This window comes from Pseudomonas sp. PSKL.D1, assembly GCF_028898945.1.
Lineage (GTDB): Bacteria > Pseudomonadota > Gammaproteobacteria > Pseudomonadales > Pseudomonadaceae > Aquipseudomonas.
Genome location: NZ_CP118607.1, coordinates 4465333 through 4484183, shown reverse-complemented (window position 1 = coordinate 4484183; position 18851 = coordinate 4465333). Strand labels below are relative to the sequence as shown.

At 60.3% G+C, this 18851-nt stretch carries 18 protein-coding genes and 1 tRNA gene; 11 read left to right on the top strand and 8 right to left on the bottom strand.

Annotated features, from left to right (window positions below; genetic code table 11):
- Nucleotides 1-19 precede the first annotated feature (19 nt).
- The 3 genes from PVV54_RS19955 to PVV54_RS19945 form a co-directional block, all read right to left on the bottom strand.
- Nucleotides 20-970: a cation diffusion facilitator family transporter gene (locus tag PVV54_RS19955; protein WP_274906896.1), complete on the bottom strand. Its 951-nt coding sequence runs from the start codon at nucleotides 968-970 to the stop codon at nucleotides 20-22.
- A gap of 104 nt (nucleotides 971-1074) precedes the next feature.
- Complete coding sequence (locus tag PVV54_RS19950; RefSeq protein ID WP_274906895.1) at nucleotides 1075-3138, bottom strand: methyl-accepting chemotaxis protein; 2064 nt, start codon at nucleotides 3136-3138, stop codon at nucleotides 1075-1077.
- A 66-nt stretch (nucleotides 3139-3204) separates the two neighbouring features.
- Entirely contained in the window at nucleotides 3205-4557 is a 1353-nt protein-coding gene (locus tag PVV54_RS19945) for an APC family permease (RefSeq protein WP_274906894.1), read from the bottom strand.
- Between the two features lie 448 nt (nucleotides 4558-5005).
- Between PVV54_RS19945 and PVV54_RS19940 the strand changes: the two genes are divergently transcribed.
- Both PVV54_RS19940 and nadA read left to right on the top strand, forming a co-directional pair.
- The gene (locus PVV54_RS19940) at nucleotides 5006-6514 is read left to right on the top strand and encodes a YdgA family protein (protein ID WP_274906893.1); all 1509 of its coding nucleotides are present in this window, start codon (nucleotides 5006-5008) and stop codon (nucleotides 6512-6514) included.
- A gap of 240 nt (nucleotides 6515-6754) precedes the next feature.
- On the top strand, nucleotides 6755-7813 hold the full coding sequence (gene nadA, locus PVV54_RS19935) for a quinolinate synthase NadA (protein WP_051099696.1): 1059 nt from the start codon (nucleotides 6755-6757) through the stop codon (nucleotides 7811-7813).
- Nucleotides 7814-7930: 117 nt separating this feature from the next.
- On the opposite strand, the gene PVV54_RS19930 is transcribed toward nadA, so the two are convergent.
- Complete coding sequence (locus PVV54_RS19930) at nucleotides 7931-9367, bottom strand: M48 family metalloprotease (protein ID WP_274906892.1); 1437 nt, start codon at nucleotides 9365-9367, stop codon at nucleotides 7931-7933.
- Between the two features lie 110 nt (nucleotides 9368-9477).
- On the opposite strand from PVV54_RS19930, the gene PVV54_RS19925 reads away from it, so the two are divergent.
- Together PVV54_RS19925 and PVV54_RS19920 are read left to right on the top strand one after the other, a co-directional pair.
- Complete coding sequence (locus tag PVV54_RS19925) at nucleotides 9478-9717, top strand: sulfurtransferase TusA family protein (RefSeq protein WP_274906891.1); 240 nt, start codon at nucleotides 9478-9480, stop codon at nucleotides 9715-9717.
- Between the two features lie 20 nt (nucleotides 9718-9737).
- Nucleotides 9738-10808: an AI-2E family transporter gene (locus tag PVV54_RS19920; protein WP_274906890.1), complete on the top strand. Its 1071-nt coding sequence runs from the start codon at nucleotides 9738-9740 to the stop codon at nucleotides 10806-10808.
- A gap of 96 nt (nucleotides 10809-10904) precedes the next feature.
- On the opposite strand, the gene PVV54_RS19915 is transcribed toward PVV54_RS19920, so the two are convergent.
- Both PVV54_RS19915 and PVV54_RS19910 read right to left on the bottom strand, forming a co-directional pair.
- Nucleotides 10905-11378, bottom strand: a complete 474-nt coding sequence (locus PVV54_RS19915) for a peroxiredoxin (protein WP_274906889.1) — start codon at nucleotides 11376-11378, stop codon at nucleotides 10905-10907.
- 10 nt (nucleotides 11379-11388) lie between these two features.
- A complete protein-coding gene (locus PVV54_RS19910; protein ID WP_274906888.1) occupies nucleotides 11389-11949 on the bottom strand; it encodes a glycine cleavage system protein R in 561 nt (186 codons plus the stop codon).
- A gap of 259 nt (nucleotides 11950-12208) precedes the next feature.
- Between PVV54_RS19910 and dapA the strand changes: the two genes are divergently transcribed.
- From dapA to PVV54_RS19885, 5 genes are all read left to right on the top strand, one after another.
- Nucleotides 12209-13096 carry a 4-hydroxy-tetrahydrodipicolinate synthase gene (gene dapA, locus PVV54_RS19905; RefSeq protein ID WP_274906887.1) on the top strand — a complete coding sequence of 296 codons (888 nt, stop codon included), beginning with the start codon at nucleotides 12209-12211 and terminating at the stop codon, nucleotides 13094-13096.
- Between the two features lie 15 nt (nucleotides 13097-13111).
- Nucleotides 13112-14227 (top strand): outer membrane protein assembly factor BamC, encoded by a 1116-nt coding sequence (gene bamC / locus PVV54_RS19900; RefSeq protein WP_274906886.1) that lies wholly within the window; start codon nucleotides 13112-13114, stop codon nucleotides 14225-14227.
- Nucleotides 14228-14986 carry an MBL fold metallo-hydrolase gene (locus PVV54_RS19895; RefSeq protein ID WP_274906885.1) on the top strand — a complete coding sequence of 253 codons (759 nt, stop codon included), beginning with the start codon at nucleotides 14228-14230 and terminating at the stop codon, nucleotides 14984-14986.
- A gap of 31 nt (nucleotides 14987-15017) precedes the next feature.
- Nucleotides 15018-15728 (top strand): phosphoribosylaminoimidazolesuccinocarboxamide synthase, encoded by a 711-nt coding sequence (gene purC, locus PVV54_RS19890; protein ID WP_012315794.1) that lies wholly within the window; start codon nucleotides 15018-15020, stop codon nucleotides 15726-15728.
- Nucleotides 15729-15820: 92 nt separating this feature from the next.
- Nucleotides 15821-15910, top strand: a tRNA-Ser gene (locus tag PVV54_RS19885).
- A gap of 85 nt (nucleotides 15911-15995) precedes the next feature.
- On the opposite strand, the gene PVV54_RS19880 is transcribed toward PVV54_RS19885, so the two are convergent.
- Complete coding sequence (locus PVV54_RS19880; RefSeq protein ID WP_274906884.1) at nucleotides 15996-16199, bottom strand: hypothetical protein; 204 nt, start codon at nucleotides 16197-16199, stop codon at nucleotides 15996-15998.
- A gap of 317 nt (nucleotides 16200-16516) precedes the next feature.
- Between PVV54_RS19880 and PVV54_RS19875 the strand changes: the two genes are divergently transcribed.
- Both PVV54_RS19875 and PVV54_RS19870 read left to right on the top strand, forming a co-directional pair.
- On the top strand, nucleotides 16517-16954 hold the full coding sequence (locus PVV54_RS19875; RefSeq protein WP_274906883.1) for a hypothetical protein: 438 nt from the start codon (nucleotides 16517-16519) through the stop codon (nucleotides 16952-16954).
- A complete protein-coding gene (locus PVV54_RS19870) occupies nucleotides 16951-17322 on the top strand; it encodes a hypothetical protein (protein WP_274906882.1) in 372 nt (123 codons plus the stop codon). The genes PVV54_RS19875 and PVV54_RS19870 overlap by 4 nt, the downstream gene beginning before the upstream one ends.
- A 329-nt stretch (nucleotides 17323-17651) precedes the next feature.
- Here PVV54_RS19870 and PVV54_RS19865 read toward each other — a convergent pair whose 3' ends face one another.
- Nucleotides 17652-18374, bottom strand: a complete 723-nt coding sequence (locus PVV54_RS19865; protein ID WP_274906881.1) for a recombinase family protein — start codon at nucleotides 18372-18374, stop codon at nucleotides 17652-17654.
- Nucleotides 18375-18851 lie beyond the last annotated feature (477 nt).

Here is an 18851-nt window from a genome sequence, read left to right as displayed (position 1 = left end):
GGTCGCGGGCTTTGTCGTTTTACTCAGCCCATTCCGGGTCACCGGTAAATACTACGGTAATCCATCGATCCGGCCCTTCACCGCCTACCGCATCACCCACCTCGTTGCGCAGCGCGTCCCACTCGGTGATGGTTTTTGCGCCAAAGCTTGGCGGCACGATGAAGTACAACTCGATTTCACGAGAGCGCCCAACTTTGGCCACATACGCCCGATATGACTGAAGGCCGTGTTTGGCGACGAACGTTCGTGCCACCTCGTCGACGTGGAGCTTCAGGTCGCCTGGCGTCACCAGGAAGATCTCTGCAAGCGCCTGGCGCACCACCGACAGCGGCAGCGGGATGATCACCAGGCACACCAACGCCAGCACCGCGGGGTCGATGTAGGGCGAAATCCACTCCCACTGCGTGCCCTGTACCGCGAAGCCAACGCAGAAGGCGATCAGCAGCGCCGCGGTGATGCTGGCCGACATCACCCAGCCCTTCACGTCCATGCGCACGAAGTCGGACTTCAGCGTGCGGTTGGCGCGAGCTTCGACGTAGGCGATGGTGGCGCAGGCGATCACGGTCAAAACCGCATAAATCATCGCAATGCCGAATTCGAGGTGACGGCCACCTTCCAGCAGGCTGCTGATGGCGTTGATCAGCGCGTAGATGGCTACGCCGCTGAGCAGGATGCCATTGAGCGCCAGCACCATTGGTTCCAGGTGCCAAAAGCCCATGGTGAAGCGCTCACGCAGCTTGCGCGACAGTTGCAGGCTGGTGGCGTGGGAGGTGATGAGCTTGACCACCACCAGTGACAGGCCGCTCATGCTGGCGTCGACCAGCGAATACACACCGTCGAAGACGATGGAGAACGAACCGGAGGCCAGGCCGAAAGCGATGCCGATGGTGGCGATGAACAGGGTGACGGCGATTGAGGTGCGCAGCAGGCCCTGTTCGCTTTGGGTGTCGAAGAAGGAGGGGGATTGCATGGTTCTAACTCATTCAGAAGGTGGGGTGCCTGCGCGGGCCTCATCGCGGATAAATCCGCTCCTACAGGTTGCAGTCGCGTGTAGGGGCGGATTTATCTCACAGACTAGACGCGAAACTGCTCCATCAGCGCCTGTTGCTGGTTAGCCAGGCGGTTCAACGCCTGGCTGATGCGGGCAGACTCATCCGCCTGCCCCGACAGCGATTCGGTTACGTCGCGAATGCCTGCCACGTTGCGGTTCACCTCTTCGGCCACCGCGCTCTGCTCCTCGGCTGCCGAGGCAATTTGCAGGTTCATGTCGCTGATCACCGCCACTGCTTCGCCGATGCGCTGCAACGCCGGTAGCGCCTGTTCCATGCGGGTGGCACTGGTCTGCGCCTGGCGCTGGCCTTCGTGCATGGCCCCCACTACATCCTGGGTGCCTTGCTGCAGGCCTTCAATCACCTGGCGGATTTCCTCGACGGAAACCTGTGTGCGCTGCGCCAGGCTGCGTACTTCGTCGGCAACCACGGCAAAGCCACGCCCGGCTTCCCCAGCGCGTGCCGCTTCGATGGCGGCGTTGAGGGCGAGCAAGTTGGTTTGTTCGGCGATGGCGCGAATGACCTCCAGTACCGAGCCGATCTGTTCGCTGCGCTGCTCCAGTGCGCGCGCTTCATCCATGGCGCTGTCCATGCCGCTGGCCAATTGGTCGATGGTCTGGCGGGTGCTGGCAATCAGCTGCAGGCCTTCGCGGCTGGCCTGGTCGGCACCGCGTGCGGCTTGCGCGGCCTGCGAGGCGTTGTGGGCGACATCCTGGGCGGTAGCGCTCATCTCATTGGCGGCGGTGGCCACCTGCTCGATTTCACGCTGCTGCTGTTGCATGCCGTTACTGGTCTGGGCGGCAATGGCAGCAGACTGGTCCGCGGTGCCGCGCGCTTCGTGCAGCGAACCTTTGACTTGGGCAATGATGGGCTGGAGCTTGTCGAGGAAGCGGTTGAACCAGCCGGTCAACTGGCCCAGTTCATCCTGGCGGGCGTAGTCCAGGCGGCGGGTGAGGTCGCCTTCGCCGCTGGCGATGTCTTCCAGGCGGGCGGCCACCGCCAGAATCGGCCGGGTAACGCCGCGTGCGGTCAGCCACACCAACAGCAGGCCAGCGATGGCCGCGCCCAGGCCAATCAGCAGGCTGCTGAGGTTGGCGCTGTGGTTGTGAGCGTCCAGGCGCTGGTTGAGGGCGACGGCCGGGGCCTGCAGTACCGCTTCGGGCAGCTCCAGCGTCACTTGCCAAGGCGCAGCTTCAGGGATGGGGGCGAATGGCCTGGCGATCCGCAGTACGCCTTGCGCCACGTCCTGATCAAGCGCATGGCCCAGCTTGCTGGCGTCGCGGCTGTGCCCAGCCAACAGGCCCGCATGGCTGACGATGCTCACCTGCCCCTGGCCGTCAAACAGCTCCTGGCGACCATCCAGGCTCAGTTGCTGCAGGTTGTTCAGGCCGATGTCCAGGCCGATCACACCCACGACCTTGCCGTTTTCCAGCAGTGGCAGGGCGATGCTGGTCATCAGCACTTGCTGGCCGTTGACGTCGTCGAGGTAGGGTTCCAGCACGCAAGCCCTGGCGGTTTCCTGCGGGCAGGTCAGCCAGCGATTTTTTGCCAGGCCGTTGGTGCCGATGCTGTTGTCGCCGAGCATGGATTCGGGCATGGCTTCCTGTTCCAGCTCGCCGGGCTGAGGCTGAGACCAATACAGCGAGAAGCGTCCGGTTTCGTTGCTGCCAACGTTGTCATGAGCGATGAACTGGTTGTCCTTCTGGTCCAGTGCATTGGGCTGGAACACCAGGTACAGGCCGATCACGTCGGGGTTGCCTGCCAGGCTGGCACGGGCTTGCCGGGTGAGTTCGCCGCGCAGGTCGTTGCCGCCCTGGGCCTTGAGCACCTGCACCAGCCGGGCAAAGCCGTTGGCGTACTGGTAGGCGTCCATGAAGTAGCGCTGCACGCGCAGCGCCTGGGTCTCGGCGTGGGCCTGCAGGCGCAGACGGGCGCTGTGGTCGAGCATTTCGGTGTTGGCCTGGTTGACCAGCGCCGCGCTGCGCCGGGCCTGGCTCAGCGAGGTGGCGACCAGCACGGCGACGATGGCCAGCAGGCACAGGCCGGCAAGCAGGGTGATTTTCCACTGGATGGAGAGGCGACGCAGCATCGGGGCGTTCCTTATCTGACACGCACAACGCCCGCGTTCAGGCGCGGGCGTTGTTGGTGACGTGGTTCATTCGGCGATGTAGTTGGGCGGGGCCACCCGGAAGGCTTTGGTCAGCCAGGCCAAATGCAGCAGGCCCAGCAATGCCCAGATGCCGCCGAACACGAGCGAGTGCTCGTTCAGGTCCAGCCACAGCTTGGCGATGATGCAGAAGCCGATGGTCGGCATCACCAGGTACTTCATCTTGTTGGCCAGGCCATTGCGGTTGCCTTCGCGCAGGTAGCAGTGGCAGATCACCGACAGGTTGACGAAGCTGAAGGCTACCAGCGCGCCGAAGTTGATGATCGAGGTGGCAGTAACCAGGTCGAAGAAGATTGCCGACATGGCAATTACGCCCACCACGGCAATGTTCACCACCGGGGTCTTGTAGCGCGAATGCAGGCGGGCGAACACGCCGCTCGGGATTACATTATCGCGGCCCATCACGTACAGCAGGCGCGATACGCTGGTTTGCGACGCCAGGCCGGAGGCGATGGTGTTGATCACGGTGCACGCGATGAAAATCGACTGGAACAGCTTGCCACCCACATACAGTGCGATTTCCGGCAAGGCGGCTTCCGGGTCGTGGAAGCGGGCGTTGCTCGGGAAGTAAGCCTGCATGAAGTAGGAAACGGCAATGAACACGACCCCGCCGATCAGCGCAGTGAGGAAGATCGCCCGTGGGATGATCTTGCCCGGGTCTTTGGTTTCTTCGGACAGGCAGGTGACCGCGTCAAAGCCCAGGAACGAGAAGCACAGGATGGTCGCGCCGGCGGCCAGTGCGCTCAGTTGCGTCTGCGGGTCGCTGAAAGGCGTGAGGCTCCATACGGTGCCAAGGCCCTCGCCCTGGTCCAGGCCGCGCACGCAGAGGTAAATGAACACCGACATGATCACCAGCTGTACGGCCACGAACAGCAGGTTGAAATGCGCCACCAGGTTGATGCTGCGCATGTTGATGAGGCTGATCAGGGTGACGAAGCCGGCCACCCACATCCATGCCGGCACCTCGGGGAACATCGCCGAAAGGTACAGCTTGGCCAGCAGGGCGTTGACCATGGGCAGCAGCAGGTAATCCAGCAGCGACGACCAGCCCACCAAAAAGCCTACATGCGGGTTGATGGCGCGTTGGGTGTAGGTATAGGCCGAGCCGGATTGTGGGAAACGGCGCACAAGCGTGCCATAACTCACGGCGGTGAACAGGATGCCGGCCAATGCCAGCAAGTAGGCGCTGGGAACGTGACCGGAGGTAATACCGGACACGATGCCGAAAGTGTCGAACACGGTCATTGGCGTGAGGTACGCCAAACCAATGATGACCACGTGCCAGAGGCGCAGGGATTTACGGAACTGGCCGTTGCCGGTGGCGTTGTGGTCATTCTGCATGCTGATGTGGCTCCATGTTGTTCACCTTTTATGTTGGAGCAGAGGTAAGCGCGGGCTAGGCGCTGGTGCCGGGCTGGCAGTGCCGTGGCGAGGAAGGTGAGGCGTGCGGGCAGGGGCGTACGGGCATCATGACGGCGCGGCTTTTTCTTCTTCGTGGGTCGGGCGCTGGGCGAGGTGGTGAAAATAAAAAACGATTGGTAGGAGGGCGTCAAGTTAAACATGACAAGATGTTACCAATTTGAAATTTTTATCGATTTTTTAGCCGCCATGTTCGGTTTTTGCGCGCTTTTTTGCGGTTTTGATCGATTCGGATGTTCGTAAAATTGAACGTTGGCACAAGGATGACGCGGCGGAGCCAGGCGCCGGGCTTCCCCTCCGAACACGGGCGAGCCCCCGTGATATTCTTCAGCCTCGAGCAAGCCCATACGGACATCAATCGGTTCTATTCATGAAGAAATCAGTAGGCATCCTTTCCGGCCTGGCCGTCGCCATTGCCGTCGTCACCACCGCTGGCGCCTGGTACACCGGCAAGCAGCTGCCCGGCGAACTGGAGCACGCCATCGCGCGCGGCAATACGCAGCTGGAAAAGGCCCTGGTCGGGGTGGGCGGCAGCATGACCGTCGAGCTGGCCTCGCTGGACCAACGCTTTTTCTCCAGCACCGCGCACTATCGCCTGAAGGTAAAAGACGTTCATCTGTCCGATGGTGAGGCGGTCAATTTCGAGGTGGGCATCACTGACCAGATCGAACACGGCCCGTTCCCGTGGTCGCGGGTCAAGTCGTTCAAGCTGATGCCGGTGCTGGCCGCCAGCAACAGCAGCCTGGACAAGGATGATTTCACCGCCCCCTGGTACGCCGCCGCGGGCGACAGGGTGCCGCTGACCTCACAGACCAGCCTGGGCTTCGATGGCGGCGCCGATGGCGAAATCATCCTCGCGCCGGTCAAGCTCACCGAAGCCAACGGCACGACTCTTGAGTTTTCCGGCATGCGCCTTGAGGCGAGCGGGGACCGCGATGGCAAGGCGTCCAGGTTCCATGGCAGCGCCGAGCGCTTTGCGATGACGCTGGTGGGCGAAGACAATCCACCGGCCACGTTCGAACTGACGGGCCTGAAGCTGGGGGGCAACCTGGCTGCAACCAAGCACGATGCCATCTATGTCGGCAATGTCGACCTGCTGTTGTCTGAAGCCAAAGCCACGCTGGGGCCCAAGCAGCAAGTGCTGCTGATCAAGGGCATCGAGCAGAACGTCTTGCAGACACTCGACGGCCCGGACACCGTGGGTGGCCGTGTGGACTACAAGCTTGCAGACATCACCTGGGACGGCCGCAAGGTCGGCAGCGCTCAGATGGGCGTCAGCATCAAGTCGATCAATGCCCAGGCCTGGCAGTCGCTGGCCCAGTGGTACCAGGCGCACATGCCGGAGTTCCAGCAGGCCGCCGCCGCCGGGCAGCCGTTGCCGGAAATCCCCATGGATGAAGCCGAGAAGGCCAAGTTCCAGGGTGATGTGAAGCAGTTGCTGGCCTCCAAACCGCAATTGGCCGTGGAAAACCTGTCGTTCAAGACCGCCAATGGCGAAAGCCGCTTCAACCTGTCGATGGACTTCGCCAGCCCAACCTCGTTCGACCTGCCACCGGACCAGCTGACCAAGCAACTGATCACCCAGGTGAAGAGCAAGCTGACCCTGTCCAAGCCGATGATTGGTGACCTGGCGACCCTGCAGGCCCTGCTGGATGGCCAGACCGACGCCCAGGCGATTGCCATGCAATCCAGCCAGGCGGGCGAGATGGTCGGCATGATGGCGCTGCAGAGCGGCATGGCCACGGTGCAGGGCAGTGATGTGGTGTCGAGCCTGCACTACGCCGATGGCATGGTGGACTTCAACGGCAAGAAGATGACCGTTGAAGAGTTTGCCATGATTCTGGCCGCGCATTTTGCGGCGATGCAGCCGCAGGGGTGATGAATTGAACCTGCACCGGCCTCCTGTGGGAGCGGGTTTACCCGCGAAGAGGCCGGCGCAGGCACTGCAAAAACCCCTTTAGAATTCCCTCGTTTGTCTGTAGCCTTCGGCGTCCGATAATAATCCGCGCCCGCAGAGGGCCGTGGCGGCATGCCTGCCGTCCGGCGCCCTTAGCCGATCTGCCAGGGCCGGGTGATACACTCGATTTGACGCGCGCGCGCGCCTGCAGGTCCAGCGATCATGACCCAGATTTCCGAACGCCTGTTGGTTCAGGCCCACCTTGACGCCAAGCAGCCCAACCCGCTGACCGCTGAGCAGGAGGCCGAATACCGTGCGGCCATTGCTGCCGAGCTGAAGGCGCAGAACGCCGTGCTGGTTGCCCATTACTATTGCGACCCGGTTATCCAGGCCCTGGCTGAAGAAACCGGCGGGTGTGTGTCCGACTCGCTGGAAATGGCCCGTTTCGGCAAGAACCACCCCGCCGAAACCGTCATCGTTGCCGGCGTGCGCTTCATGGGCGAGACCGCCAAGATTCTCACCCCTGAAAAGCGCGTGCTGATGCCCACGCTGGAGGCCACCTGCTCGCTCGACCTTGGTTGCCCGGTCGAAGAGTTCTCGGCCTTCTGCGACCAGCACCCCGAGCGCACCGTGGTGGTCTATGCCAACACCTCCGCTGCCGTGAAGGCCCGAGCCGACTGGGTGGTAACCTCCAGCTGTGCGCTGGAAATCGTCGAAAGCCTGATGGATAACGGCGAAACCATCATCTGGGGCCCGGACCAGCACCTGGGTCGCTACATTCAGAAGCAGACCGGCGCCGACATGTTGTTGTGGGATGGCGCGTGCATCGTTCACGAAGAGTTCAAGTCGCGCCAGTTGGCCGACATGAAGGCGCTGTACCCGGATGCGGCCATTCTGGTGCACCCTGAGTCGCCAGAGTCGGTGATCGAGCTGGCCGATGCGGTGGGCTCTACCAGCCAGCTGATCAAGGCTGCGCAAACCCTGCCGAACAAGACGTTCATTGTCGCCACCGACCGCGGCATCTTCTACAAGATGCAGCAGTTGTGCCCGGACAAGGAATTCGTCGAAGCGCCGACGGCTGGCAACGGTGCGGCTTGCCGCAGTTGCGCGCACTGCCCGTGGATGGCGATGAACACCCTGGAGCGGGTGCTGCACTGTTTGCGTAATGGCGGGGACGAGATTTTTGTGGACCCGGCGTTGGTGCCCAAGGCGATCAAACCGTTGAACCGGATGCTGGACTTTACCCAGGCAGCGCGGTTGAAGCTTTCGGGTAATGCCTGATATTGCCGGGGGCCGCTTTGCGGCCCTATCGCGGATAAATCCGCTCCTACAGGGAAATGCGATCCCATTGTAGGAGCGGATTTATCCGCGATGGGGCGCAAAGCGCCCCCAACATGCTCAACGCCCCATCATCTCCCGCACCATCCGCTGCTGTTCCATGATCTCGCGCTGGCGCTGATCAATCTGTGACGACAACGGGAAGTTGCTGCCCGCCCGGCGCTTGGCGTAGTCCAGCTGCTGGATCGCCTGGTCAAAATCCCCCACCAACGTGAAGTACTCCGCCCGCGCCCGGTGCAGGCCAATGGTGTTGCCCGAAAGGCCGCGCACTTCGGCCACGTCGTACCACACGTCCGGGTCGTCCGGCCGGCTTTTGAGCAAATCGTCCAGCACCTTCTCGGCCTCGGCCGGTTTCTTCTGCTTGACCAGCAGGTCGGCGCGCACTTGCTTGAGCGGGTAATTGCCCGGATACAAACCCTGCATCCGCTCGGCCCGTTGCTGGGCATCGGCCAAACGATTGTTGGTGATGTCCAGGTCGATCTGCGCCAGGTTGTAAGTGATGTCGTTGGGCGCCTTGGCCAGCAGCGGCTTCAGGTTTTCGCGTGCTTCGTTGAGCTGGCCGCCCTTGATCTGGGCCAGCGCAAGGCCGTAACGGGCAGCGTCCAGCTTGGGGTCTTCGTCCAGTTGGGCGCGGAAGCGCTTGGCGGCCAGGCCCGGGGTGCCTTCATAGGTCAGTGCCACCCGTGCACGAATCAGCTGGTAGCGCATGCTGTCTTCGACGCCGCCCTTGGGCGCCTGTTCGGCGCGGTTGCGGGTGTCGGCGATACGCGACTCGGTAACCGGGTGAGTCAGCAAAAATTCGGGTGGTTTGGCATCGTAGCGGTACTGACGTGCCAGGCGCTCGAACATGGTCGGCATGTTGCGCGGGTCGTAACCGGCCTTTTCCAGGTTCTGGATGCCGATGCGGTCGGCTTCTTGCTCGTTTTGCCGCGAGAAGCGCCGCTGCTCCTGGATGGCCGCCGCCTGGGTGCCGGCAATCATGCCGATGCCAGCGTCGCCAGCGCCCCCCGCAGCCAGCACGATACCGGCCAGCAGCGCGGCCATCATCGGCAGCTGCATGCGCTGCTGGGCTTCGACACCTCGGGCAAAGTGGCGCTGGGACAAGTGCGCCAGTTCGTGAGCCAGCACCGAGGCATACTCGCCTTCGGTCTGGGCATTGAGGAACAGGCCACCGTTGACGCCGACGATGCCGCCTGGGGCCGCAAAGGCGTTGAGCTCGCGGCTGTCGATCAGGATAAACTCCAGGCGCCGGTCCTGCAGCTGGCTGGTTTCGGCCAGGCGGTACACGGTGGTTTCGACGTAGTCCTTGAGCTGCGGGTCGTTGAGCTGATTGACCTGGCCGCGCAGCAGGCTCAGCCAGGCGCGGCCGAGGTCGTGTTCCTGTTTGGGCGAGACGATCGCGGAACTGGCGTCGCCCAGTGATGGCAGGTCGTCAGCATGGCCGGGGAGGGCCATCAGGCAGGCCAGCGTCAACAGGGTAGGGCGCAGTAGATTCATGCATGAAGCTCGCGTCGGGTCAAAGGCCCTACTGTAGCCCGCTCGCACGTTGGCGACCAGTGGCGGTATCCTAGCCAACCTGCCTGACACCGCCTCTGGAGACACCTGCAATGAGTGACACCCTGACCTGCGACGCCGAACTCGACGCCAGCGGGCTGAATTGCCCACTGCCTTTGCTCAAGGCAAAGATGGAGCTCAACCGCCTGGCCAGCGGCGCGGTGCTCAAGGTGATTGCCACGGATGCCGGCTCCCAGCGCGACTTCCGCACTTTTGCCAAGCTGGCCGGTCATACGCTGCTGCATGAAACGGCCGAGGCCGGTACCTTCACCTACTGGCTGCGCAAGGCCTGATTCACAACCAAGGATCGTCAATGTTCAAAGTGCTTCGCGACTGGATGCAGCGCTACTTCTCTGATGAAGAAGCGGTGGTGCTGGCGGTGCTGCTGTTTCTGGCGTTTACCGTGGTGCTCACCCTGGGCGGCATGCTGGCGCCGGTGTTGGCGGGCATGGTGCTGGCGTTTCTGATGCAGGGGCTGGTCAACGCCCTGGAGCGGCTTAAGGTGCCCACGCGCCTGGCCGTGGCGCTGGTGTTCGCGCTGTTCATGGGGGCCTTGGCGCTGTTCATGCTGGTGTTGGTGCCGCTGCTGTGGCACCAGTTGATCACCTTGTTCAATGAGCTGCCCGGCATGCTGGGCAAGTGGCAGTCGCTGCTGTTGCTGCTTCCGGAGCGCTATCCGCACCTGGTATCGGACGAGCAGGTTTTGCACGCCATCGAGTCGGTACGTGGCGAGATCGGCAAATTTGGCCAGTGGGCGCTGACGTTCTCGCTGTCGAGCCTGCCGCTGTTGGTCAATGCCATGATCTACCTGGTGCTGGTGCCGATCCTGGTGTTCTTCTTCCTCAAGGACCGTGAATTGATCGGCCGTTGGGTCAGCGGTTACCTGCCGCGTCAGCGCACGTTGATCAACCGGGTCGGCAGCGAAATGAACCGGCAGATTGCCAACTACATTCGTGGCAAGGGCATCGAGATCCTGATTTGCGGCATTGCCACCTACATTGCATTCATCAGCCTGGGGCTGAACTACGCCGCGTTGCTGGCGCTGCTGGTGGGCTTGTCGGTGGTGGTGCCGTATGTGGGGGCCGTGGTGGTCACGGTGCCGGTGACGCTGATTGCGCTGTTCCAGTGGGGCTGGGGTGATCAGTTCATCTACCTGATGACGGTGTACGCGATCATTCAGGCGCTGGACGGCAACGTGCTGGTGCCGCTGCTGTTCTCCGAGGCGGTAAGCCTGCACCCGGTGGCGATTATTTGCGCGGTGTTGCTGTTTGGCGGGCTTTGGGGGTTCTGGGGGATTTTCTTTGCGATCCCGCTGGCGACGCTGATCAAGGCGGTGCTGGATGCCTGGCCGCGGCAGGAGGCGAGTGTGGCGCCGATGCTGTAAAACAGGTGTTGGAGCCATCGCGGATAAATCCGCTCCTACAGGCGTACGCAACCCTGTGTAGGAGCGGATTTATCCGCGATGAGGCAAGCGCCGATCTCAAGCCTTGTTCAGGGCCTGAGCCGCCGCCAGCACCGCATCCACATGCCCCGGCACCTTCACCCCACGCCATTCCTGGCGCAGCACCCCGTCCTTGTCGATCAAAAAGGTGCTGCGGTCCACACCCATGTATTCCTTGCCATACAGCTTCTTCAGCTTGATCACGTCAAACAGCTGGCACAGTGCCTCGTCCTTGTCGCTGATCAGCTCGAACGGGAAGCCCTGCTTGGCCTTGAAGTTCTCGTGCGACTTGATGCCATCGCGCGATACGCCGAACACCACGGTGTTGGCCGCAGCAAAGGCCTCGTGCTGGTCACGGAAGCCCTGGCCCTCGGTGGTGCAGCCCGGGGTGCTGTCCTTCGGGTAGAAGTACACCACCACCTGGCGGCCCTTGAGCTCGCTCAGGTTTACAGTCTGCCCGCTGGTGGCCTGGGCCTGGAAGTCGGCAACCGGTTGGTCGAGTGCTACAGCCATGTTCGGCTCCTTAAACTGGGTTTTGTGGGCGCCACGGCTCGATCAGCGCGTCCAGGTTCAGGGCGTCGGCAAAGTCCAGGAACTGGTCGCGCAGCCAGCTGATCTGGGTGCCGGCCGGCAGGATCACGGTGAACTGGGCGTTGAGCATGCTGCTGCCGGTTTGCGGCGCCAGGTAGGTGTCGCAGGTCATGGCTTCGAGCTCGACGCGGTGGTCGAGGAAGAACTGGCACAGCTCGTTGATGATGTCCGGGCGGTAGGCGGCGCTGACATAGGCCACGTACGGCAGTGCCTGCGGGCGTACTTCCTGGTCGGCGCTGCGTACCACATCAAGGGTCAGGCCGTGCTTTTTGGCCAGGCCCGGCAGCATGGCTTCGAGGCGCGCCAGCGCGTCCCAGCTGCCACCCACCTGCAATACCAGGGCGCTGGTCTCGCCATGGCGGCTCAGGCGCGAGGTGATCACCGCGCAGCGGTTTTCGAAAGCGGCACGGCTGAGGACGTTGGCCAGCTCCATGGGGTTGGGGCCCAGAGCACTGATGACAAGGAATTGTTCGCGGACGGTGGCGGTGGACATGCAGCATTCCTAAAGCGATGAGCGGTCGGTGCAGGACGGGCGAAAGCCTCCTGTCGGCAGGGCCCGGGGCTCGCATGCGAGGACGTGGACGCTGGCGGGGAGCAAGGTCGACGGCCCGGCGGGCCGTGCTGCACCGATCAAAGGATCAAGGGTAGCGAAATAAGGCGCCGAGGGGAATGCTCCGCCCGCCTGCTTCGCTTGTGCAAGGCCGATGCCCCCAGTACCATTACCGCTCTCTTTTTCCGGCAGGAGCAGTTACATGATTGCGGGCAGTATGGTGGCATTGGTCACTCCCATGGATGCACAAGGGCGTCTTGACTGGGACAGCCTCGACAAACTTGTAGACTTCCACCTGGAAAACGGCACCCATGCGATCGTCGCTGTCGGCACCACCGGTGAGTCCGCCACGCTGGATGTCGAAGAACACATCCTGGTCATCAAGCACGTGGTCGAACGCGTCAAGCACAGCAAAAAGCCGATTCCGGTCATCGCTGGCACCGGCGCGAATTCCACCGCCGAAGCCGTGCACCTGACCCAGAACGCCAAGAATGCCGGCGCCGACGCCTGCCTGCTGGTAGTGCCGTACTACAACAAGCCGACGCAAGAAGGCCTGTACCAGCACTTCAAGCACATTGCCGAAGCGGTCGACATCCCGCAGATCCTGTACAACGTACCCGGCCGCACCTCCTGCGACATGCAGGCCGAGACCGTGATCCGCCTGTCGACCGTGCCGAACATCATCGGCATCAAGGAAGCCACCGGCGACCTGGTGCGCGCCAAGGCCATCCTGGACGGCGTCAGCAAGGACTTCATCGTCATGTCCGGCGACGACCCTACTGCTGTCGAGCTGATCCTGATGGGCGGCAAAGGCAACATCTCCGTCACCGCCAACGTCGCCCCGCGCGAAATGGCCGACCTGTGCGAGGCCGCCCTTGAGGGCAATGCCGAGAAGGCCCGCGCAATCAACGAAAAACTCATGCCACTGCACAAAGACCTGTTCTGCGAAGCCAACCCGATCCCGGTGAAGTGGGCGCTCGTCGAAATGGGCCTTATGAAGAAAGGCATCCGCCTGCCGCTGACCTGGCTCAGCGAAGGTTGCCACGACAAAGTCCGTACTGCCTTGCGCCAGTCCGGCGTACTGGTTTAAGAGGAAGTACACCGCATGAAGCGACTGGCTGGTCTTTCCGCGCTCGCCCTGATCATTTCCAGCACCAGTGGGTGTGGCTGGCTGTGGGGCGAGGATGGCTATTTCCGCGACCGCGGCAGCGATTACCTGCAGGCGCACCCCACCGCGCCGATGCAGCTGCCGCCGGACGCCAGCAACGTCAAGCGCCTTGACCCGCTGCTGCCGATCCCGCGTAACGTTGCCGACGATCGCGCCACGGGCGAGTTCGAGGTGCCGCGCCCGCAACCGCTGTCGGCCACCGCCGACGTCAGCGACTACACCCTGCAGCGCAGCGGCAGCAGCCGTTGGGTGCTGGCCCAGCATTCGCCGGCCGAAGTGTGGCCGGTAGCGCGTCAGTTCTTTGAGGACAACGGCTTCCGCATTGCCGAAGAGCGCCCGCAAACAGGTGAGTTCAACACTACCTGGCAGCGTTTCGACGAACTGTCGGCCTCCCTCGGCCAGCGCCTGGCGAGCACCGCCAGCAGCGGCGACAGCGAAGTGCGCGTGCGAGTGCGCATGGAGCCTGGCGTGCAGCGCAACACCTCCGAGGTGTACATCGTCAGCGTCGAGCGCCCGGCTGGCAGCACCGCCGAGCCTGGCTTCCCGTCCAGCTCCACCAACACCGGCGCCGATGCGCTGCTGGTGGACGAAATGCTCGCCAGCATGAACCGCAGCGCCGAAAAAGGCGGCTCGGTGTCCTTGTTGGCCGCACGCGACTTCGACGCGCCAAGCCGCGTCAGCCTGAGCGAAGACGGCAGCGGCAACCCGGTGCTGTACCTGGGCGCCGACCTGGACCGTGCCTGGTCCAGCGTAGGTCGTGCCCTGGAGCAGGGTGAGTGGCGCGTCGAGGACATCAACCGCAGCCTGGGCCTGTACTACATCAACCTGTCGGAAAAGCCGGACGACAAGCAGAACCAGCCGGGCTTCTTCAGCCGCATGTTCGGCAGCGAACCGACCCAGGAAGAGCGTGAAGCCCGTGCCGAGCGTTATCAGGTACGCCTGAGCAAGGTCGGCGAAAGCGTGCAGGTTACTGTCGAGAAAAACATCAACACCGTGGCCCCGGCCGATGTCGCCCGCCGCGTGCTGAGCGTCATTCAGGACCACCTGGGCTAAGTGCGCTTCGCGGTACTCGGAAGCGGCAGCCAAGGGAACGGCACGCTGATCGCCAGTGGTGACACGTTCATTCTGGTCGATTGCGGCTTTTCCCTGCGCGAAACCGAGCGGCGCCTGGCGCTGCTCGGGGTGTCGGCCACACAGCTGAGCGCGGTATTTGTCACCCACGAGCATGCCGACCACGTGCATGGCGTCGGGTTGCTGTCGCGGCGCTACAATGTACCGGTCTACCTCAGCCAAGGCACTTTGCGCGGCCTGCGCAAGCCGGTGGAGGTGGCCGGTTTTCTCGCCTGTGGCGACAGATTGCGTATCGGCAACCTGGAAGTGAGCGCGGCGCGGGTCGAGCATGATGCGTACGAGCCACTGCAGTATGTAATCAGCGACGGTAGCCGGCGTTTCGGCATGCTGACCGACCTGGGGTCGTACGACGCGCGCCTGCTGGAGCGCTACCAGGGCCTGGATGCACTGCTGATCGAAGCCAACCACTGCCGCGACCTTTTGGCGCGCGGGCACTATCCGCACTTCCTCAAGTTGCGGGTAGGTGGTATGCAAGGGCATTTGAACAACCACCAGGCCGCAAACCTGGTGCACGAGTTGGGCTGGAGCAACCTGCAACACCTGGTGCTGGCCCACCTCAGCAGCAAGAACAACCTGCCACACTTGGCCCGCCAGTGCTTCGTCGACACCCTTGGGTGCGACCCGGACTGGCTCCAGGTGGCGAATCAGGAACACGGGCTCGACTGGCGCGAAATCGCCTAGCCCACCTTTAATGCAAGCGGAGCCCTCCATCATGGAAAAACGCGAAGAACTCTACCGCGGCAAGGCCAAATCGGTTTACAAGACCGACGACGCCGACCGCTTGATCCTGCTGTTCCGTAACGACACTTCGGCGTTCGACGGCAAGCGCATCGAGCAGCTCGACCGCAAAGGCATGGTGAACAACAAGTTCAACGCCTTCATCATGCAAAAGCTTGAAGAAGCCGGCGTGCCGACCCAGTTCGACAAGCTGCTGGGCGACAACGAGTGCCTGGTGAAGAAGCTGGACATGATCCCGGTCGAGTGCGTGGTGCGTAACTATGCCGCCGGCAGCCTGGTCAAGCGTCTGGGCGTGGAGGAGGGCATCAAGCTGGAACCGTCCACCTTCGAGCTGTTCCTGAAGAACGACGAAAAGGGCGACCCCTTCATCAACGAATCTCACGTTGTCGCGTTCGGCTGGGGCACCGCCGAGCAGCTGGCCGAGATGAAAAAGCTGTCGCTGAAGGTCAACGAAGTGCTGAACAAGTTGTTCGATGACGCCGGCCTGCTTCTGGTCGACTTCAAGCTGGAGTTTGGCGTGTTCCACGGCCAGATCGTGCTGGGCGACGAGTTCAGCCCGGACGGCTGCCGCCTGTGGGACAAAGAAACCCGCAAGAAGATGGACAAGGACCGCTTCCGCCAGGGCCTGGGCGACGTAATCGAAGCCTACGAAGAAGTTGCCAAGCGCCTGGGCGTGCCGCTGTAAGCGGCGCGTTCACGCAAGCGCCTGATACCACGCGATTTTTTTGAAAATAAAGGTTTGCGTTTTCAGAATTCGCTGGTATGATGCGCGGCATTGGAGAGATGCCGGAGTGGTCGAACGGGACGGATTCGAAATCCGTTGTATTGGCAACAGTACCTAGGGTTCAAATCCCTATCTCTCCGCCATACGTTAAAAAGCCTCGTAAGTCATTGATTTACGGGGTTTTTTTTCGCCTACTATTTTTTGCGCTTGACCACTCGCTTTGACCACTCAATCACGTAGGCGCTCAATGGCGTTGGTGATCGCACCGGCGTTGGTATCCAGCGTCTGTAATGCTTCCATCACGTTGTCGTGAACGTTGGTGGAACCGCGCTGGCGAATCCATGTACTGACCTCCTCAATCGCGGCTCGGATAGCTATCTGATTCAGATGAAGTAGTTCAAGGGTGTCGGCGGTAGTACCGGCTTTGTCCATGGTCAGACTCTGTCAGGTGGTTCGCGTAAGCGTACTCCATTTGCCACAAATCCCGCCTCCCCCCCCCTGAAACGCGGAGTTTGATTCATGCCTCTAGGAGCTCGGTATCAATGCAAATCCACGGCGGGATGGCGGCAGCGTCCCCGTGCTGTGTGGCACCTATTCTCGCCGTTTCAGTTGGCAATCTGTTGAGTTCAGGTATAGTGGCGATAGAGTGGCGTGACTACTGCCTCTAAAACTTACAAAATCATGTTGCCGTAGTGGAATCTGATTAGAGCGGAAGCGTTAGGAGGCAATTGGTGCAGGAGATTGGTGTAGTGAAGTTCATTATAGATGCTGCATCATTTGGCTCGGATTTGTTAACCATCGTAGCCTCATCTATCGCTATTTATTTGTTTTTTGCCAAAGGCAAAGAAATATCATCAGTATTTTCGTTGCTTGTAAATTATACCTTTCAAATGTCTCTTTCTGAAATTAAAGAAAAGCTTGAGCGATTGAATGATTGCAATGCAAAAGACCCGGAAAGCTGTGAGATTATAGAGAATATCTTTCATGAAATAATCGGCCAGATTCGAGGAAATGATAAGCTTTGTGTTCATTTTTCTGAATTGGTAGATAGAATGGAAGAGCTTGCCTCAAACAGAAAAAAACTTACGGAGCCCAAGAAAAGGGCTGTGGTAAGTGAACTGCGTGAAAGGCTTAGAAATCTGAATGTCGCAAATATCGACAGTTTGATTGGGGACGAAAGGGCATGAGCAAAATCGTTGAGGCTGTCAATGTAATGATTTCGAATCAAGACAAAATAGATTCGACATGCCAAGGAAATTATGATCCCGAGATTTTCTTTAGGTACGATAATAAGCACAAGTGGTCAATCATAAAAAGTGATTCGGGCGATTTCTATCTCCACTATTATCCGGGGAGATATGAAATAGAGGATATGGCCTCGTGGCCCGAAGATGCTTGGCATGAATTCAGAGGGATGGTTTCCTATAATTCAAAAGACTTAGGAACCAAGGAAGCGAAAGATTCATTGAGAGAGCTATATACAGTCGTCAAGGAAAAGGTATTCGGAATGGATGATGTTCTTGCCGACATTATTAAAAGTGACGCTACATGGTAGGCGTCGCCTTGGCTAACTGCTACTAGTTCACTTCTGTATAGCATTCCTTGCCCCCCCTGTAATTGGAGTCTGAATTCACAGCGTCTAGGATTGCAGCATCAGGGGGAAATCCGCTGTAGGGCAGCGATAGTGCTTAACAGCCTACTCGTTCAGAAACACCCCCAATGCGGCAATTTTGGCAAATCCCTGAGGATGAATTAACGAGTGGCGGCAGCACGAGTAAGAAGGCCCCCGTCACAAGCTTGCAGGAGGCTCATAGCCAGGCGATTGATCATCAGCCTACCCAACCCCACAGGGTGATAACTAACGCTGCTGTATGGGGCTAGTTTTTAAGCCACCTTTGGGAGTGGCAAACCAAGTGCAAGGATCAGGCGACGTACAGCGGTAGGGTTCCAGATGCTACCGCGTTTGGTACGAATACCTTTGGTGTTCAGGCAGTCAGCTACCGCTTGCAATGTGCCGAGCTTGTTGTACAAGCAAGCCTCTACGTGTGGCTTCACAGTGTTTTGAAACGCGGTAACCTTCTCCATCCGCACGTTGTTTGCGGCTGTAATGTCGGCAACAGCACGACCCTTTTCGAGTGCTTGGGTACGGTTCTGGACTTTCTTCACCGCCACTTCATCACCAGCATCCGCACGACGTTGCAAAGCAGCCAGAGCATCCTTGGTACGCTGGGCGATGAACTCACGTTCCTGCTGGGCAAGGGCAGCGAACAGGTGAAGCTGAAAGGTGTTGGCTTGCGGCATTGTCGCCACTTTGAAATCTACTTGCTCCATCAGCTGAGCAATGTGCAGAACCGAGCGGGAAAGACGATCCAGCTTCGCTACCAGAAGCTTTGCATCGTGTTCCTTGCACGCTGCCAGTGCCTTCTTACCTTCTGGACGTTCCTCCAGGGCAAGCTTGCCCGATACCACGTCAACATACTCACCAACGATGTTCCAATCATTGGCTTGGGCGGCACGTTGGATGTACTCACGCTGGCTTTCCAAACCGAGGCCAGATTCACCTTGACCACTGGTAGATACTCGGATGTAAGCGACAACGTTAACCATGATGGATGCTCCCTAGCTGATGGTCACATTGTCGGTCGTTTAGACCAATTTGTCAATTGGGGGAACGACCGTTCTTGCTAGTGACAAGTCAATATTCCCAAATGACAAATGCCGGAAATGACAATGCGATCATCGTCAAGTGGTGACTGTCGTCAGTATCAGATTTGAATGTTGGAACAACCGGTGATCGAATTTGAGGTTGGTGGAAAATCAAATCGACCAGTGACGACATTGGAAAACAGTGTGTGACGACATTGGTACACGTCGAGTGGGGATGGTGAATGCTCTTCACCGTCAACGGTGAGAATGACAACACGGTGTTTGGGGTTCGTACCTTCCCCCCTCTCTGGCGTGATCTAAGGAACCGTATTCAGCGTCAACGCTGAGTCAATGACAATCGTCCGTTGACGGACTAGAGCGTCAACCTTTCGGTTTCCTTTGCCGATCATCAACTGACTAGCGACAGGCATCACTCTG

Excerpts from the sequence above, each read along its gene's own strand:
- PVV54_RS19955 (WP_274906896.1), bottom strand. The coding sequence starts at position 970 with ATGCAATCCCCCTCCTTCTTCGACACCCAAAGCGAACAGGGCCTGCTG.
- PVV54_RS19950 (WP_274906895.1), bottom strand. The coding sequence starts at position 3,138 with ATGCTGCGTCGCCTCTCCATCCAGTGGAAAATCACCCTGCTTGCCGGC.
- PVV54_RS19945 (WP_274906894.1), bottom strand. The coding sequence starts at position 4,557 with ATGCAGAATGACCACAACGCCACCGGCAACGGCCAGTTCCGTAAATCC.
- PVV54_RS19940 (WP_274906893.1), top strand. The coding sequence starts at position 5,006 with ATGAAGAAATCAGTAGGCATCCTTTCCGGCCTGGCCGTCGCCATTGCC.
- nadA (WP_051099696.1), top strand. The coding sequence starts at position 6,755 with ATGACCCAGATTTCCGAACGCCTGTTGGTTCAGGCCCACCTTGACGCC.
- PVV54_RS19930 (WP_274906892.1), bottom strand. The coding sequence starts at position 9,367 with ATGAATCTACTGCGCCCTACCCTGTTGACGCTGGCCTGCCTGATGGCC.
- PVV54_RS19925 (WP_274906891.1), top strand. The coding sequence starts at position 9,478 with ATGAGTGACACCCTGACCTGCGACGCCGAACTCGACGCCAGCGGGCTG.
- PVV54_RS19920 (WP_274906890.1), top strand. The coding sequence starts at position 9,738 with ATGTTCAAAGTGCTTCGCGACTGGATGCAGCGCTACTTCTCTGATGAA.
- PVV54_RS19915 (WP_274906889.1), bottom strand. The coding sequence starts at position 11,378 with ATGGCTGTAGCACTCGACCAACCGGTTGCCGACTTCCAGGCCCAGGCC.
- PVV54_RS19910 (WP_274906888.1), bottom strand. The coding sequence starts at position 11,949 with ATGTCCACCGCCACCGTCCGCGAACAATTCCTTGTCATCAGTGCTCTG.
- dapA (WP_274906887.1), top strand. The coding sequence starts at position 12,209 with ATGATTGCGGGCAGTATGGTGGCATTGGTCACTCCCATGGATGCACAA.
- bamC (WP_274906886.1), top strand. The coding sequence starts at position 13,112 with ATGAAGCGACTGGCTGGTCTTTCCGCGCTCGCCCTGATCATTTCCAGC.
- purC (WP_012315794.1), top strand. The coding sequence starts at position 15,018 with ATGGAAAAACGCGAAGAACTCTACCGCGGCAAGGCCAAATCGGTTTAC.
- PVV54_RS19880 (WP_274906884.1), bottom strand. The coding sequence starts at position 16,199 with ATGGACAAAGCCGGTACTACCGCCGACACCCTTGAACTACTTCATCTG.
- PVV54_RS19870 (WP_274906882.1), top strand. The coding sequence starts at position 16,951 with ATGAGCAAAATCGTTGAGGCTGTCAATGTAATGATTTCGAATCAAGAC.
- PVV54_RS19865 (WP_274906881.1), bottom strand. The coding sequence starts at position 18,374 with ATGGTTAACGTTGTCGCTTACATCCGAGTATCTACCAGTGGTCAAGGT.